11 protein-coding genes are annotated in these 16,209 nt (G+C 43.8%); 4 read left to right on the top strand and 7 right to left on the bottom strand.

What is annotated here, in order from left to right; genetic code table 11:
- Nucleotides 1-58 precede the first annotated feature (58 nt).
- Nucleotides 59-697: a LamG domain-containing protein gene (locus tag JKP82_RS18000; RefSeq protein WP_218398106.1), complete on the top strand. Its 639-nt coding sequence runs from the start codon at nt 59-61 to the stop codon at nt 695-697.
- Between the two features lie 90 nt (nt 698-787).
- Entirely contained in the window at nt 788-2,968 is a 2,181-nt protein-coding gene (locus tag JKP82_RS17995; protein ID WP_246604484.1) for a multiheme c-type cytochrome, read from the top strand.
- 57 nt (nt 2,969-3,025) lie between these two features.
- On the opposite strand, the gene JKP82_RS17990 is transcribed toward JKP82_RS17995, so the two are convergent.
- From JKP82_RS17990 to JKP82_RS17980, 3 genes are all read right to left on the bottom strand, one after another.
- A complete protein-coding gene (locus JKP82_RS17990) occupies nt 3,026-5,251 on the bottom strand; it encodes an agarase (protein ID WP_218398104.1) in 2,226 nt (741 codons plus the stop codon).
- A gap of 197 nt (nt 5,252-5,448) precedes the next feature.
- A complete protein-coding gene (locus JKP82_RS17985) occupies nt 5,449-5,691 on the bottom strand; it encodes a hypothetical protein (RefSeq protein ID WP_218398102.1) in 243 nt (80 codons plus the stop codon).
- A gap of 24 nt (nt 5,692-5,715) precedes the next feature.
- On the bottom strand, nt 5,716-6,285 hold the full coding sequence (locus tag JKP82_RS17980; RefSeq protein WP_218398100.1) for a hypothetical protein: 570 nt from the start codon (nt 6,283-6,285) through the stop codon (nt 5,716-5,718).
- Between the two features lie 169 nt (nt 6,286-6,454).
- On the opposite strand from JKP82_RS17980, the gene JKP82_RS17975 reads away from it, so the two are divergent.
- Nucleotides 6,455-7,432 (top strand): transposase, encoded by a 978-nt coding sequence (locus JKP82_RS17975; RefSeq protein ID WP_218398098.1) that lies wholly within the window; start codon nt 6,455-6,457, stop codon nt 7,430-7,432.
- A gap of 265 nt (nt 7,433-7,697) precedes the next feature.
- On the opposite strand, the gene JKP82_RS17970 is transcribed toward JKP82_RS17975, so the two are convergent.
- The 3 genes from JKP82_RS17970 to JKP82_RS17960 all read right to left on the bottom strand — a co-directional run bounded on the left by JKP82_RS17970 (nt 7,698) and on the right by JKP82_RS17960 (nt 12,132).
- The gene (locus tag JKP82_RS17970) at nt 7,698-8,675 is read right to left on the bottom strand and encodes a hypothetical protein (protein ID WP_258544429.1); all 978 of its coding nucleotides are present in this window, start codon (nt 8,673-8,675) and stop codon (nt 7,698-7,700) included.
- A gap of 179 nt (nt 8,676-8,854) precedes the next feature.
- Nucleotides 8,855-10,240, bottom strand: a complete 1,386-nt coding sequence (gene cysG, locus JKP82_RS17965) for a siroheme synthase CysG (protein ID WP_218398096.1) — start codon at nt 10,238-10,240, stop codon at nt 8,855-8,857.
- A 125-nt stretch (nt 10,241-10,365) separates the two neighbouring features.
- Nucleotides 10,366-12,132: a DEAD/DEAH box helicase gene (locus JKP82_RS17960; protein WP_126873180.1), complete on the bottom strand. Its 1,767-nt coding sequence runs from the start codon at nt 12,130-12,132 to the stop codon at nt 10,366-10,368.
- A gap of 216 nt (nt 12,133-12,348) precedes the next feature.
- Here JKP82_RS17960 and prsT point away from each other — a divergent pair, with 216 nt between their 5' ends.
- Nucleotides 12,349-15,126, top strand: coding sequence for an XrtA/PEP-CTERM system TPR-repeat protein PrsT (prsT, locus tag JKP82_RS17955; RefSeq protein ID WP_218398095.1), 2,778 nt, complete (start codon nt 12,349-12,351; stop codon nt 15,124-15,126).
- A 116-nt stretch (nt 15,127-15,242) separates the two neighbouring features.
- Here prsT and JKP82_RS17950 read toward each other — a convergent pair whose 3' ends face one another.
- A complete protein-coding gene (locus tag JKP82_RS17950; protein WP_159528606.1) occupies nt 15,243-16,085 on the bottom strand; it encodes an ion transporter in 843 nt (280 codons plus the stop codon).
- Between the last annotated feature and the right edge of the window lie 124 nt (nt 16,086-16,209).

The raw sequence follows: 16,209 nt of genomic DNA, 5'->3' as shown, positions 1-16,209 counted from the left end.
GCCCCATTGCCTAAGGCGAAGTTGGCGCTGTAAATATTATTCTGACACCCCGGTAAATATGGTTGATACAAATTCGGGGGTGAAGGACGGGTATCTTTGGATAAAAGCGACTTTGGATGCGTCTTCTGACGATAGTTGGTTTAAAACTTCTCGGGTGCATTCTAAAGCAAGAATTAGCTTTCCCATGTACACAGAAACACGCTTGAAAGTAGCACATCTACCCGCTTACAACACCTTCTGGTTAAATAATGGCGATGCAAATGATCGAGATGAAATTGATATTATTGAAATAAACTCTAAACCTGCGTGTGGTGAAAATACTGAATATCCATGGCAAATGAATTCCCAGTATTTTATCGTTAAAGAGGGCAACACAGAACGCAAAAAAGGCCCTTGGAGCACTAAAAAACTATCTAAAGGGAATACCCGCAAAGACGTTGCATGGAACGAAGACTATCATGTATTCGGGGCATGGTGGAAAGATGCCCACACTGTACAGTTTTATCTTAATGGTGAACCCGCCGGTAGCGTCGTTTCTCGTCAACCGTTTACCCTTGAGCAAGAGTTAATTTGGGATCTTTGGACTCAAGATAGCCCGTGGGTTTGTGGGTTACCAGAAAAAGAGGAGTTACTGGACGATAGCCGTAATACCATGAAAGTTGACTGGGTAAGAACGTGGAAATTGGTATCAGAGTAAATGAGGGCGAGCATTCCTCTTTACACCATCGTATGCTTAGAACGCTGCGCTATTTGAATTTATTATCACTGTAATGACCGTTGAGCATTAATGAAGTATTTAACCTTTACCTGCCTATTTATGGCGAGTCTACTTTTGTTTTTTTCCTTTACAGTAAAGGCAAATACGAACTGTGTTAGTTGTCACCAACAAGCGGTCTCTAACTGGCAGCAATCTGATCATGCAAAAGCGATGGATGTGGTAGCGGCAAACACGGTGCTGGGTGATTTTTCGGGTACAGCAGTCGCGCACTATACCCAACAGGCTCGGTTTTATCAGAAAGGGCAAGATTTTTGGATTAACTTCACAGAGGCCGACAGTACTACTGATTACCAAGTAAAGTACACTTTTGGGCACTATCCGCTACAACAATATTTGATTGAAGGTAGTGCGGGAAAGCTACAAGTGTTCCCGTTCGCGTGGGATGCTCGGTCTAAAGAAGAAGGGGGGCAACGGTGGTACCCTATGTATTCTCAGGAAGATATTCAACCTGCTGACCGCTTGCATTGGCGTCAACCGTTGCAAAACTGGAACGGTATGTGCGCAGATTGTCATTCAGACGGCTTAACCCGTAATTATTCTGTTGAAACGAAGCAGTTCGACACTACCTGGGACAATATTAACGTAGGCTGTCAGTCTTGCCACGGCGAAATGACTCATCACGCCGACACCGCCTCTTCAGCGTCGCAGTTAACTGGGCAGTCGTCGCACGGCAAATTAGCTCTTTCTTCTGACGAGCAAAAAGCCATAGGCCGGTGGCTTTTAGACGATGGAGCAAAGATTGCCTCTTGGCATGGAGAGTCCAGAGATAACCAGTTCATGGAAACGTGCTTTGCTTGCCATTCTCTACGCTCCCCTATTACCGACGGGATAGATCCGAATGCAGCCTTTTTAGACCAGTTTGTTCCCTCGCTGTTAGCGCCGCCGATGTACCATGCTGATGGCCAGATTAAAGAAGAGGTGTATGTCTATGGCTCGTTCTTACAAAGTAAAATGTATGCCGCTGGTGTGAATTGCCTGGACTGCCACGACAAACATACGATGAAAATAAAAGTACAGGGCAATGGGTTATGTTTGCAATGCCACAGTAACGAGGTTTACCAGCAACAATCTCACCTTCGCCATGATGTTAGTTCAACGGCTGGGCAGTGTGTAAGTTGCCATATGCCCGAAACAACTTACATGGGCGTTGATGCCCGCAGAGATCACAGTTTTAAGGTGCCAAGGCCTGATTTAAGCGCGAAGTATGACACGCCTAATGTGTGTACTGGTTGTCATGAAATGCAATCTTCCAACTGGGCTGCCGATATTATTAATCAATGGCGCCAAGGCGATGCGTTACCTGATACCTCACAAGATGATTTCCTAGCCCTTATGCATAACGGTACCTTACCGGTTGCCCGTCATTTTGCACTCATCAACAATACGGAACTTAGTGTTATTGTGCGAGCCAGCGCAATAGCCATGTTACCCAATAGTGTTGCTCAACTTTCCGATAACGATGTAAAAGGCTGGGTGCAATCAGAGCACGATCTTATTCGCTTGGCGGTAGCTGGTATTGGAAATATGCTGTCTGTTCCGGAGCGGCTGAAATCTTATCAAACACTACTAGAAGACCGTTTTAAGGCGGTACGTCTTAGGGCTGCCAACCACTTATTAGATGCTGGTTTGAATAACAATGCTGCCTTTAAGCCTGCGTTGGAACTCTTGTTGAAGTTTAACGAAGTGTCCATGTGGCGCGGAGAATCGGCGCTTAACCAAAGTATGGTTTACTTACAATTAGGTCGTACAAAAGAGGCGCTGAATAGCTTGCAACATGGCATCGACGTAGACCCTTTCTTTGCACCTAATTACGTTAACTTAGCCGATGTATATCGCCAAGCAGGGCAGGTTGAAAATGAAAGGATGACGCTAAATGCAGGGCTAAAAGCTAACCCTACATCAGCTGTTATGCACTATGCACATGGTATGTATCTAATTCGTGCACAGAGAAAACCAGATTCTATTGAAGCATTTAGGCGAGCCGTTAAATTGGCGCCTGACAACGTGCAATATGTATACGTCTACTTTTTAGTTTTAGACGGTGTGGGGCAAACCGACAAAGCGCTGCGTGAGCTAAAACTAGCGTTAGGCCGCTATCACTACCATCCGCAATTACGGCAATTAGGGGTTAATTTTGCCCAGAAAATGAATGATGCTAAAGCGTTAATGTATTTTCAGAAAGCCAAATAAAAACGGCAAACGAAATATGTCGTTTGCCGTATATTCTCTTACCAGGTAAAAGGTACTTTACTCTTGGTTGAATCTTTCTGGATATAGGGTTCTATTAAATTCCCTGGCACTGTCCACCAATTCTTTATAAGGTATATCGGTTACCGAAACAAAGCCTACGTTATAGTTTTCGCCATCGAAAGCCCTGCCAGTAATCGGTGAGTCGACATATTGGAACCAATGTGCGCCCACCATGTTAGGGTGGTCTGCTACAGATTGCATATATTGCTGATACATTTTTGCTCTATCTTTTTGATCTGCCGCGGCAACTAAGCCTGGGTGATATAAACCCGAATCAGTATTCGTTCCAATATGGAATTCACCAATAATGCTGGGTAAGTCTATGTCTTTTATAAAGCTCCATTGAGAAGGTTGTACACCCTCTTTGTAAATATTGAAACTTAAAACATCGCTATAACGTACTGCCGCAGTAATGGTTTCATCAGGCATGCCCCAGCTTGCCATACGCGCGCCCATGTACAAATGATTAGGTAAAGCCTTTTCAAGTGCGCTATGTACAAACTTAAAATATTGGTCGGATAGCATTTCGAGCATCATCGACAAATCCTGCTCAAGCGATGAAGTGTCGTGCTCTGGTTGCCAGCTATTATCCAGGTCTTGCCAATTCGTAAATGAGGTTTGCCAACCGTTATTTAATTCACTTATTGAAGCATACTTTTGCTTTAACGCTTTAACAAATGCGGCTTTCGCGGGGCTTGTTTCAATAGGTTTAGAAAGTGCATCCAAGATAAGCCCATAACGATGTTCAAGGCTTCCCTCTGTACGACCCCAGCTTTTCTCATTGTCAACAAATACACCAATACACCACGGCGATGACTGAATTTCATCAGCAATTTGAGTAATTGTCACATTTGCTCTGCGCACAAACTCAGGATCAAATGAATCTGGCATAGAGCCCCATACATCATGTTTAGAGCTTAAGGTTTTAAAGTCGCCAATTATCCAGCCATTTGCGAAATAGGGTACTTGCTGATTGGGGTAAAAAGCAGGGTCTACCCAGTTGCCCATTGAGGTGAACCCCCAATCTTGGAATCGGTCTAGGGTAACTTGTTGCCACTTTTCTTCGTATGCCTTCGGGCTCGGTTCGCCGTATCTGCGCTCTAAGTTAGCCCGGTAAAAACTAAAAGTTTCTCCTGAGGTTAATGGCCCGTGATGTACTGAGCGCCGATAACTATAGTGATCGGCAAGTTCATCATCATAGTTCGGAAGCCATTCAAACATATCATGGCGTACATCAGATGCCACAAAACGGGTGTCCCTTACCTCATCTGAAACTTCTACAATACCCATAGAGTCTTCTGGGGTAACGGCTTCAGGGTCAACATAGCGTACCGATTCATCTTTAAAATCTATGCCAGTAAGCGTGGTTAGATTGGCCATACGAACGTTTGACAATCCGTTAGAAAAGAACAGGTAGCCATCTGGATCGACTAACCACCATTTACCCTTCATTTCATGGGTGCGAAAATACCCAGTGGCTTCTAATTTAGGGCCATCCTTCCAGCCACCAAATCTTGAACGGTCGGGCAGGGGGCTTGACGCGTTAAGCCGGCTTAACTCGGCATTCGCTTTCTCTTTTAACTCAGCTTCAGAGTGAACCTTTAGGGGAAAGTCGTGTTTAGCACTTTGGCCAAATTTATCGACAATATTTTTCCGATAATCGTTAGTGTATTCAGGGTTCTCTCGTAATCTGATGTTATCCACAAGAAGCTGTTTGCTAACCATATTATCTCGGGTGAATAGGCGCAGTTCTTTCACCGAACTTAAGTCAGGTGTGATAGTACCTATTCGAAAATGCGCCATTTGTTCGTCGCTCTGCCACGCTTCCATGCGCGAGCGTTTGTAGCCTAGGTCGGTATCTAGCACCTTGCCTTTTAGTACGAAATAGTAAGTAGATTCTGAATGCGCGGGAATAATCACGCTGTGACTAGCTTCATCACCGTTTTCGGCTTTTACCCCAATATAAAGCTGTATAGACTCATCTTCTGTGTTTATCGCATCAAACGCTAAATTAATTTCTTCATGTTTGCTCCAATCCCAGTTTTTCTCTGGAATCAGCTTAACCGAGGCTTCGGCCACATCGCCTTTAAAGTTTAATCGTAGTGCACTTCCAGACCCGGATGGTGAGCTTTGTATATTGGCCGAAACATTTTCAGTTTTAATCTCGCCGTTTAAGGGCGCTTCAAAGGTATAAAGCTCTGTAATTACGTCGTGTGATGGCAATTGTTAACCTTAGGCATACATTTGATTCTGAACAGTGATATGCCACTCCACTACTATTTCTTAGGTGGGCGTATTGACAAGAGCAGGCTTGCTTATTAAATCAGTAAGCTTGCTAGTAGATGGGAAAAAGCGCCGAGCATTGTATACTCGGCACCGCTTAAAATAGTATGTAAATGGATAATGAAAGTGAGTAAGGACTAATACGGATCCTTGGGTTTAAGGGTAATAATTTTCGAATAATCGACAATGCTGTTTTCAGCTTTCCACCGCTCGCTCATTGCTACCAGCTTCTTGACGAGTTTCGGGTGTGACTTCGCTAAATTAGTCGTTTCTGCAGGATCGGCATCTAAATCGTATAGCTCGTATGCAATACCCAGCGCTTCTAGCGTTTGTAAATACCAACCGGGCTCTATTAGCAGTTTCCAGCGGCCTTGATACACAACACTTTGCTGCCCCTTGTCGTTTTAGTCAATATGTTCCACTTGATAACGGCCGGTAGAGATGTAGCGTTTCGTGTCATCTGAAATATCGCCAAAGGGGATAAGGGCTGGGCCTGTTGGGTCAAACAGTACATAAGTCTCACCCTCAACCTCTAATTTCTCGTCTTCAGGAACGGCATTTATAGCTCCCCCTAATAACGCATGATGGGGAAGAAAAACCATAATGATTCTGGTGGAAGGAAGAAAGGCACGTACCAGCGCGCCAGTTAGAACCGCCTTACTGTCGCAGTCCCCTCTATTTTGCATAAGTAACCCTAGTGGAGGCGCAAACCCAGAACCATTACTCGCGACTCTGTCTTCTAGCGAATCATAAGGAATACTTTGTACCCAGCTAGTCATCAACTGTAAGTAAGCACGGTTATTTTCAATACGATCTACTTTGTCGTAAAACGCTTCCGAGATAGGCCTAAGTGATTCAAAAGTTTGTGCAACATAACGAAGGTGATCAGGCTTTACCGCTTGCTGGTTAAAAAGCGTGGTGAAGCGGGTGTAATAGTGTTTATCAAGATAGTCAGTATAAGCTGTTCGCTGCACACTTTTTAATTGAGATAATAACTAATTAAGACAGGCACAATTAATTAATGAGAAGTAATTAATGAGACAGGCATAACACGCGGTATCAAAACTGTACCTCAGTACACTTTCTTTAATTTGGTTAGTTATTCACACTGTTAAAGGAGTAAACCAACGTTAGAAAGTCCTGATGCCAAAAGCCAGAAAGTCGCAAATTAGTTTATTGGATACGCCATATTATCACTGCGTTTCTCGCTGTGTACGCCGCGCATTCTTATGTGGTGAACAAGACGGCAAAAGCTTTGAGCATCGTCGTCAATGGGTGGAAGACCGAATTCATACCCTAAGTGAAGTGTTTGCTATTGATGTATGCGCCTATGCGGTGATGAGCAATCATACGCACGTGGTGCTGCATGTTGCTAAAGATAAGGCGGATGCATTTACCACAGAAGAAATAATTCAACGTTGGCACAAGTTGTATAAAGGCACCTTGCTCACACAGCGCTACCTATCCCCAGAGTTATGTAAAGACTTGCACGAAACACAGATTAAAACGGTAGAGGAAACAGCAGTAGTCTGGCGCAAGCGGCTGATTGATATCAGTTGGTTTATGCGTGCTCTCAATGAGTATATTGCCAGAGCTGCCAATAAAGAAGATGACTGCACCGGGCATTTTTGGGAGGGGCGATTTAAGTCTCAAGCGCTATTAGATGAATCGGCCCTTGCAGCTTGTATGGCCTATGTCGATTTAAACCCAGTACGGGCAAAGATAGCGAAAACGCCAGAGACCTCTGCTCATACGAGTATCCAATATCGTATTAACGCCGCCAGGGTAGGTAAAACGCCCAAACGACTCATGCCTTTTGCGGGGAGCCCGAAACAAAATATATTCCAGGGTTTACCTTTTACCCTCCCAGATTACCTTCAGCTTGTCGACATAACTAGCCGGTATATCCACCCAAACAAACGTGGGATAGTCGAACACAGCCTGCCTACCATCCTAGAGCGCCTCAATATTGAACACGAACAATGGCTAATTTTAACCACGCAATTTGAAACCTGCTTTAAACATGCCGCTGGCAAAGTGATACACCTTGAACAGTATGCCCACAATCAATATCAGCAACGGGTTCAGGGGCGACAAAGTGCTAGGCGGTTACTGGGATAGCGTTGCGCCTGAACAGCTAGATCTATTGCCACTTCACGCGAGTGAAGGAATAAATACCGTTAAGTTAAAATTAGACTTACGCTCACATCCACATTTAATGACAATCTCCAAAACAGATAAATTTATCTGCATCAATAACCTAGTTCAGAGTCGTCAAGCATGCCACTTTTCCATTTCTTAAGGTGCCTGTCTTGTTACAGTAGCATTCTGTATTCTACCGAGAGTGCGCCTTTTTGCATTTAATGAGGATGATTTTTACCCGATACTAGTCAATATGTTCAACTTGATAGCGGCCGGTGGATATATAGCGTTTAGTATCATCAGAAATATCACCAAAGCGAATAAGTGCGGGGCCTGTTGGATCAAATAGCACGTAAGTTTTACCTTCAATCTCTAATTTTTCATCGCTGTTGATGGCATTAATATCTACACCTAACAAGGCATGGTGAGGTAAAAATATCATGACTATATGAGCGGTTGGCAGAAATGCGCGCACTAACGCGCCAGTGAGTACAGCTTTGCTGTCACAGTCTCCCCTATTTTGCGTCAATAGCCCTAGAGGTGGCGCGAAACCCGAACCATTACTAGCCACTCGGTCTTCCAGTGTGTCGTAAGGGATAGTTTGTATCCATCCAAGTAATAATGTTAAGTATGCACGGTTATTTTCCACTCGACCGATTTTGTCGTAAAACGCTTCTGAGATAGGTCGCATTGCTTCGTAGGTTTGTGCAATATAGCGAAGATGGTCGGGTTTAACCGCTTGCTCGTTAAATAATGTAGTGAATCGAGTGTAGTAGTGTTTTTCGAGGTAGTCGTTATAGGCAGTTCGTTGCACGTCTTTTAATTGGCTAAGTATCTGGTCGCTCATGTTGGGCTTGGTCGATTTAACACTAATGGTGATGTCATCGTTTTTTTGCTTTACTGAAACAATCGCCTCGCGGGGATTTATCTTTTTTGCCTCTTTCATCAATGAGACAGTCACGTACCGCTGAGCTATGTCAGGTTTATAGTTAGCCTGTGTGGTAGGGGCTACATGTAATGCTTCGCTCGGCAACGAAAATTCAACGTTTTGCTCGGCCCCGTCAGCATCTAACCAGCGATACGTAAATTGAATATCACTAGGCGAAACCGATTTCTGAAAAGAGAGTTGTGACGCGTAAGTATTAATAGGGTAAATACAAAGCATAAGCAAAATGAAAAGTAGTGGCAATATAAATGAAGTGAGAACAGTCCTAGTCAGCAATTGTGCTTGCTTACTAGCATTATTTATTTGCGTCTTTATTGGAAACGTACAGCTTAATGCTACTACCAATTTGCTAATGCCAATTTGTGGTCAACCGATTATTTCAGTATGCGTATGGATGAGCAAATTGCAACAAAATCGTTAAGACGTTTCATTGCTACTTTGGCTAGCTAGCTGGTTTAGTCCCCAAACCAATTCAGCTGTTTATGTAAACTCACCACAGTGCCTACGATGATTAACGTTGGTGGTTTTAATTCTGACGTAGCAGGGTTTTGCGTAATATCGCTTAGCGTGCCTGTCACCACTACTTGGTTTTCAGTGGTAGCCGACTGAATAAGGGCAATTGGCGTATCTGGGGTAAGGCCATTTTCAATCAGTTTTTCACAGATAATGGGTAAGCCAGTTAATCCCATATAAAACACGATGGTTTGGTTTTTATGCGCTAACGACTGCCAATTCAAATCAATCGTACCGTCTTTTAAGTGGCCTGTAGCAAACACCACAGATTGAGCATGATCTCTATGGGTTAGAGGAATGCCTGCATAGCTTGAAGCGCCATTAGCTGCGGTAATACCTGGTACAACTTGAAACTCTATTCCATGTTGAATAAGGGTTTGAATTTCTTCGCCGCCACGACCAAAAATAAACGGGTCTCCGCCTTTTAAGCGCACCACTCGGTTACCTTTTTTCGCTTCATCAACCATTAACTGGTTTATGTCATCTTGCGGCAAGCTATGGTTGCTCTTCGCTTTACCAACGTAAATCTTTTCGGCATCGCGGCGAACGAGTTCTAAAATCTGTGGCGACACCAATCTATCGTAAACCACCACATCGGCTTTTTGCATTAGGCGCAATGCGCGAAAGGTTAATAAATCAGGATCGCCAGGGCCTGCGCCAACTAAATAAACTTGACCTTGAACTTGGTTATTTTCAGCCGCTGCCGTTAGCGCAGTCTCAAACGCCGCATCGGCTTTACTGTCTTGGCCTTTTTCAACCATTTCAGCTATATCACCGTCTAACACGTCTTCCCAGAAATATCGCCGAGCAGTAACACCATTCAAAGATTGCTTTACTTTTTCTCTGAATTTTTCAGAGAAGGCACCTAGTTTACTTAAATTAGCGGGCAATACGGTTTCTAGTTTTTGGCGTAAATAGCGCAATAATACGGGGGCTACGCCGCCACTGCTCATAGCAATTATGATAGGGGAACGGTCTACAATAGAAGGGGTGATGAATTGGCAAAGTGGCGTGTTATCAACCACATTTACGAGCACTTTTTGTTCGCGCGCTAAATCGTGAATAGCTTGATTGGTTTCAGATTTATCGGTGGCGATAAAAACCATGTCTTTATCGGTTAAATCGCTGTCGATAAATTCCCGTTCAATAAGCGTTACTTTCTCGTTTTTAGCCAAACGTTTTACGGTGTCGCAAGCCCACGGCGCCACCACAGTGATGGTGGCAGGAGTTTTCATGATGAGCTCAAGTTTGCGGGCAGCGACTTCTCCAGCGCCAACAATTAAACAGCGAAGAGAGCGAGCATCTAAAAATAGGGGAAAGTAATCCATTAAGGGGCACATAAAAAAAAAGAACTAACGCTATTTTGCGCTAATTCTTTTTATTTATAAACAACGAAATCAGCCTTTATATTCACTAATGTTATATAAAGGTGAAATTTACTTGTTTTTCGTTCTTACGACTTGCGACGTGCGCGATTATCACGGCTACGGTTTTCACCGCGGTTGTCGCCTCGTTCACGCTTTGCTGGTGGTGTGTCTGACCATTCGCGAATAGACAAACGCTGACCCGCTACGCGAGTACCTTGAAGCTTGTCTTTAGTCTCTTTTGGCATGCCTTCCGGCAAATCAACAGTACTGAAGTTATCATAAATTTCGATAGCACCAATGTGCTTAGAATCCATGTTACCTTCGTTTGCGATTGCGCCAACGATATTACCAGGCTTAGCACCGTGTGTATGACCTACGTCGATACGGAAGCGCTGCATACCTGCTTCTGGCTTACGACCAGTGCGAGGTGCTCTAGGCTTACGTTCACGACCGTCACGGCCACCATCTCTGCGGTCTCCACGAGGTTCACGGCTGTCACGAGGTGGCTTGCTGTGAAGGTCAGGGCGGTCGCTTTCTTTTAAGATAAGCGGCTCATCACCTTGTGCAATCTTAAGCAATGCTGCCATTAGCACTTCAGGAGAAGCCTCAGCTTCTTCTTTAATCATCTCAACTAATGGAATAAGTGTTTCAATGCTGTCATCTTGCGTAGCTTCAATAACAGATTGCTTGAAACGGCTTAAACGCGTTTCGTTGATTTCACTAATTGAAGGAATTGGCATAGCTTCAATTGGCTGCTTAGTCGTTTTCTCGATAGAGAAAAGCATACGCTTTTCACGATGCGAGATGAAAAGGATTGCATCACCAGTACGACCTGCACGGCCTGTACGACCAATACGGTGAACATAAGATTCACTATCGTAAGGTACGTCGTAGTTGATAACGTGGCTAACACGTTCAACATCAAGACCACGTGCAACAACATCAGTTGCCACTAAAATATCGATGTTACCTTGCTTAAGTTTATCAACAGTGCGCTCACGAGCGTTCTGAGGAATGTCACCATTTAGCGGTTCAACATCGTATCCACGTGCAGAAAGTTTATCAGCAAGTTCAACAGTAGCTGTCTTAGTACGCACGAAAATAATCATGCCGTCAAAACGCTCTACTTCCATGATACGTGTAAGTGCTTCAAGCTTATGATGAGGCGCTACTTGGCAGTAACGTTGACGAATAGTACTTGCAGTACTTACCTTAGACGCAATTTTTACGTGCTTAGGATCTTTAAGATAACGCTGAGTAATCTTCTTGATTGGACCTGGCATGGTTGCCGAGAACAACGCCGTTTGGCGTTCAGCTGGCGCGTGGCTCAAAATAAGCTCAACGTCATCAATAAAGCCCATGCGTAGCATTTCGTCGGCTTCATCAAGTACGAGGAATTTAAGTTCACTTAAATCCAACGTTTTGCGTTTGATATGGTCGATAACACGACCTGGTGTTCCTACTACAACTTGAACGCCGCGCTTAAGCTGGCGAATTTGGTTGTCGTAAGATTGACCGCCGTAAACAGGCAGTACTTTAATTTTATGGCTGAAACTAGCGTACACTTGGAACGCTTCTGCTACCTGAATCGCTAATTCGCGAGTAGGTGCTAGTACCAGTAATTGCGGCTTACGTTGCTCAGGATCGATATTTGCCAACATTGGAAGGGCAAACGCTGCGGTTTTTCCTGTCCCTGTCTGGGCCTGACCGAGTAAGTCGTGACCTTCAAGCAGTAATGGAATACTCTCGGCTTGAATAGGTGACGGTTTCTCGTAGCCAACTTTTTCAAGGGCTTGTAAGATAGGTTCTGGTAGTTTTAGATCTTTAAATGTCATGTCGACAGTTGTTGTCATTAAGGGTCCTGATGCTTTAAGTAAGGAGGGTGCGGCATACTGTAGGACGCCTTCAAACGTCGGAGTGTGCTCGCGGTATTGCAAAAAACGTTATTATATTCGAATAATGGTCAGGTTGCCACGAAATTGCACAATAATGACGAAAAAATGCACAATTGATAGTGTAAACTTCGGGTATACCTCGAAATTCAAATGATGTAGGGCAAAGGAACGACAATGAATAAGAATTACCCACAGCAGATTTTTAAGCGATCTACCATTGCTGTCCTGCTTTTGAGCAGTCTGTTAGGTGGATGCGGTGATAAGTCGATAGATGCTCACCTAGAGGACGCTCGTGCTTATGCACAAAATCAAAATAATGCTGCTGCAATCGTTGAATACAAAAATGCCATTCAGGTAGATCCTGATGCAGCGGTACCCCGTTTTGAGTTAGGTAAATTATACCTTCAAAATGATAATTATGTGTCAGCTGAAAAAGAATTAAATAAAGCGTTAGAGCTAGGACACCCAGCCAGTGATGTCATTCCTTTACTCTCTGTGGCCTATCAACAATCGGGAGCGGAAAACGCATTAGGGGAAGTTGATTACCGCGCAGAGGGCATGACCGCCGTAGAATCTGCCGAAGTGGGTTTTTATAAACTTCAAGCCTTAGTGCAGTTGGAAAAACTGACAGAGGCAGAAGCGCTACTCGGTGATTTGCTTACCCTCGATACCCAGTCTGTGTATAAGGGCTTAATCGAAAGTTACCAATTTGTGCTTGTAGAAGACTATGCACAAGCACTTATCGCCACGGAAACACTACGAGAGCAAGCACCAAGCAACAAAGATGTTTTACTACAGCTTGCCCGCCTTTATCTGCTAGAACAAAAGCAAACAGAGGCCATTGATGTTTACGAAGATTACACTAAAGCCTTTCCTAAAGACGTGACCAGTAAATTCGCTTACGCTGCTTTGCTAATAGAGCAACGCGATTTAGCACGTGCTGAGCCAGTGGTGGATGAACTATTAACGCTGAATGAAGCCCATCCATTGCTTAATACGTTTAAAGGCATTATTGAATCAGCTAATGGTAATCATGCAAAAGCCTTAGCGCATTTGGAAACCGCAGTGCAAAATGGTCGTAACGATCAAGTGGTGCGATTGGTTGCCGGTTTCAGCGCATATCAAATTCAAGATTTTGAAGCGGCCCAACGACACCTTACTATGGTGGCATCACGGTTACCTGAAAATCACCCAGGCTTAAGAATGCTGGCAGACAGCATGTTGCAACTGGGTGAAAATGACGAAGCCCTTGCCGTATTAAACCGAGTAGAAGGCGGTACGACCACAGACGCAGCGTTATTTTCAAAAGCGGGGTATCAATTACTTCGTGAAGGTAACGTGCTTGGTGCTAAACAAATGGTTGAAAAAACCGAAGCGGTTGTGGATACCTCTCCAGAAGACCTCGCCCGTTTAGGCGTGCTACAACTTTCATTAAACGATGTGACCGGGTTGGTAAATATTGAAGAAGCGGTTCAACGAGCACCAGAATCTACAGCCTCTCAAAATACTTTGCTGCGCGCTTACATCGCTACTGGGGAGCTTGAAAAAGCCAAAGTTGCTGCCAACGAATGGCGTGACCAAGCGCCAAACAACGCCTTGCCGTTGGTTTATCTAGCCAGCATTGCAATTGTTCAAGAAGAGTTTTCTAGCGCGGATGAGTTACTTAATAGTGCCGAAAAACTAGACGGCGTTGAAAAAGAAGTCGCGTATGCAAAAGTTAAGTTATTAATTGCCCAGAAGCAGTTTGCAGATGCTATCACGCTTGTGAAGTCTCATATAAAAGACAACGCTTCTGACGTGCAAGCGTTAACGATGTGGTATGCCCTAGAAGCACGAGATAAAAATGATGCGGTAGTGGTTGATTACTTAGAGAAGCAACTTACAAAGCAATCAGACAATATTGATTTGCGTTTATTATTGGCGCGTATTTATTCGAGAATGGGTGAAGTAGCCAAGAACAATAGCTTGCTAGCCTCTGTGGATGGTGATGAAAGCACCCCAATGGCGTTTTGGAATTTAAAAGGCCAAGGGCTGATTCGTGCAAACGAAGTTGGAAAAGCTAAAGCGTTGTTTGAACGTTGGGTTGAGTTTTACCCCCAAGATAAAAACGCGGTATTGGGCATGCTGCTTATCCTAGATTCTCAGAACAACTACCGCGACGGTTTAGCGCTTACTGAAAAAGTATTGGCGAAACGTCCGGATGCCCAGATTAGTCTATTAAAAGCGTATTTCCATGCCATGATGGGGCAAAGTAAACCGGCATGGGAGGTTATCAATAATACCTCTGATGAGGTACAAGCACTGCCATTCGTACGCGGTATTCTTGCAAGACTATATGTTATCGATAAACAACCAGAACAAGCATTGGAACATGCAGAGGTGGCTTATGATGCTACGCCTAACTCAGACATGGCCTTGTTGATGGTAGCCATTTATGAAATGACAGGTAAGCAAGCCGAAGCATTTTCATTTCTTGAAAAGCATGTGGATAACACGCCAAACGATGTACGCAGTGCCATGCTATTAGCTGAACGCCAAATTGGTATCGACAAGCAAAAAGCTATAGCAACCTACGAAACTATTTTGACTAAAACCCCAGATAATTTTGTGGTGTTGAATAACTTAGCGTTTTTAAGTTTTCAAAATGGAAACTTAGATAAAGCTGAAGCCATGGCGAGAAAGGCCGTATCTTTACAACCTGAAAATGCAGATTCAGTAGATACGCTCGCACAAATACTGATTGCCAAAGGTGATAAAGAAGCCGCCCTTACGCTGTATTCAGATATTGCAACTCGGCCTATATCGAACGAAGAGGTTTATCTTAATCACGTAGAGCTGTTATTGCAGATGGATAAAAGTGCGTTAGCTAAACGCCGCCTAGCAAGTAGAGCGTTCGAAAAAGAAGTATCACTTAAGCGTATAGAAACGCTAAAAGCGCGCTTCGGGTTATAAAAGGGTTTTCGTTACCATAAAAGCTAATAGCCAAACTAAAGCTAAGCTAATAAAAACGAAAAAAGCGCCTAGGTTATATCTTCCCTGGGCGCTTTTTTATTGGCTGTTAATTATTACTACAGGTTATTGTTTTTCGAACTTGGTTCGAGTTTGGCCTTAATAGCGGTGAGCTCTGCCATTACGTCTTGTAGTGTAGGTTCACAATGGCCTTCAGCTTCTAATTCTGCTCTTAGCAGTGCTTCCTTTTCTTCCCTGGCTTTTTCGTTCTCACGCTCCATCACGTTTACCACAATACCAATCACCATGTTCAAAAAGGCGAACGCAGTAAAGAAGATAAAGGTTAAGTAATACACCCAGCTTAGCGGATAAACCTCCATGGTTTCGTACATAACATCGGTCCAATCTTCGAACGTCATTACCCTGAACAGCGTAAGCAACGAAATAGTGATGTCGCCCCAAAGCGTTGGGTTGATATCGCCAAACAAAGTGCTGCCAACCGCGGCGTATATGTAGAAAATGATAAACATGAGCAACATAACGTAGCCCAGTTGAGGTAATGCTTTTACCAGCGATACTAACAGTATGCGAAGTTCTGGAATGATAGAAATCATCCGCAGCACTCTAAATACCCTAACTAATCGTGCAATCAAGGCAAGTTCAGCATCATCAGCAGGAATAAGGCTAATGATGACAATTAAGGTATCGAAAAGATTCCAGAAGCTTTTAAAGAAATCTCGTTTTCGTCGTTCGGCTAAAAAGCGAATAGTAATTTCAGTTAAGAAAAATGCGCTGATAAACCAATCTAGTAGCAGGGTAACACTGCCAAAACCGGCGGGCAGTTCATAGGTTTTGGCGCCAACTAATAACGCTGAGATGACGATAACGCTAACCACAAAGGCTTCAAACCATTTATTAGCGCGAATGCGTTCAAATCGACTTTGTAACTCAGAAGCTTGCATGTTTTTCTTTGCTCACATTACAAACAAATAAGCGCTGCCAATCATTTACGATAAATAGGCTTATTTAGGGATAATAAAAAAAAGGGGCAACATCATGGACGATGCATTGTGCTTGATGCAAGTA

The sequence above is a fragment of the Alteromonas lipotrueae genome (genome assembly GCF_019249215.1).
GTDB lineage: Bacteria > Pseudomonadota > Gammaproteobacteria > Enterobacterales > Alteromonadaceae > Alteromonas > Alteromonas lipotrueae.
Note: the sequence above shows the minus strand (reverse complement) of the source record. Positions and strands in the feature narration are given on the sequence as shown.

Excerpts from the sequence above, each read along its gene's own strand:
- JKP82_RS17950 (WP_159528606.1), bottom strand. The coding sequence starts at position 16,085 with ATGCAAGCTTCTGAGTTACAAAGTCGATTTGAACGCATTCGCGCTAAT.
- JKP82_RS17975 (WP_218398098.1), top strand. The coding sequence starts at position 6,455 with ATGCCAAAAGCCAGAAAGTCGCAAATTAGTTTATTGGATACGCCATAT.
- cysG (WP_218398096.1), bottom strand. The coding sequence starts at position 10,240 with ATGGATTACTTTCCCCTATTTTTAGATGCTCGCTCTCTTCGCTGTTTA.
- JKP82_RS18000 (WP_218398106.1), top strand. The coding sequence starts at position 59 with ATGGTTGATACAAATTCGGGGGTGAAGGACGGGTATCTTTGGATAAAA.
- JKP82_RS17960 (WP_126873180.1), bottom strand. The coding sequence starts at position 12,132 with ATGACAACAACTGTCGACATGACATTTAAAGATCTAAAACTACCAGAA.
- prsT (WP_218398095.1), top strand. The coding sequence starts at position 12,349 with ATGAATAAGAATTACCCACAGCAGATTTTTAAGCGATCTACCATTGCT.
- JKP82_RS17995 (WP_246604484.1), top strand. The coding sequence starts at position 788 with ATGAAGTATTTAACCTTTACCTGCCTATTTATGGCGAGTCTACTTTTG.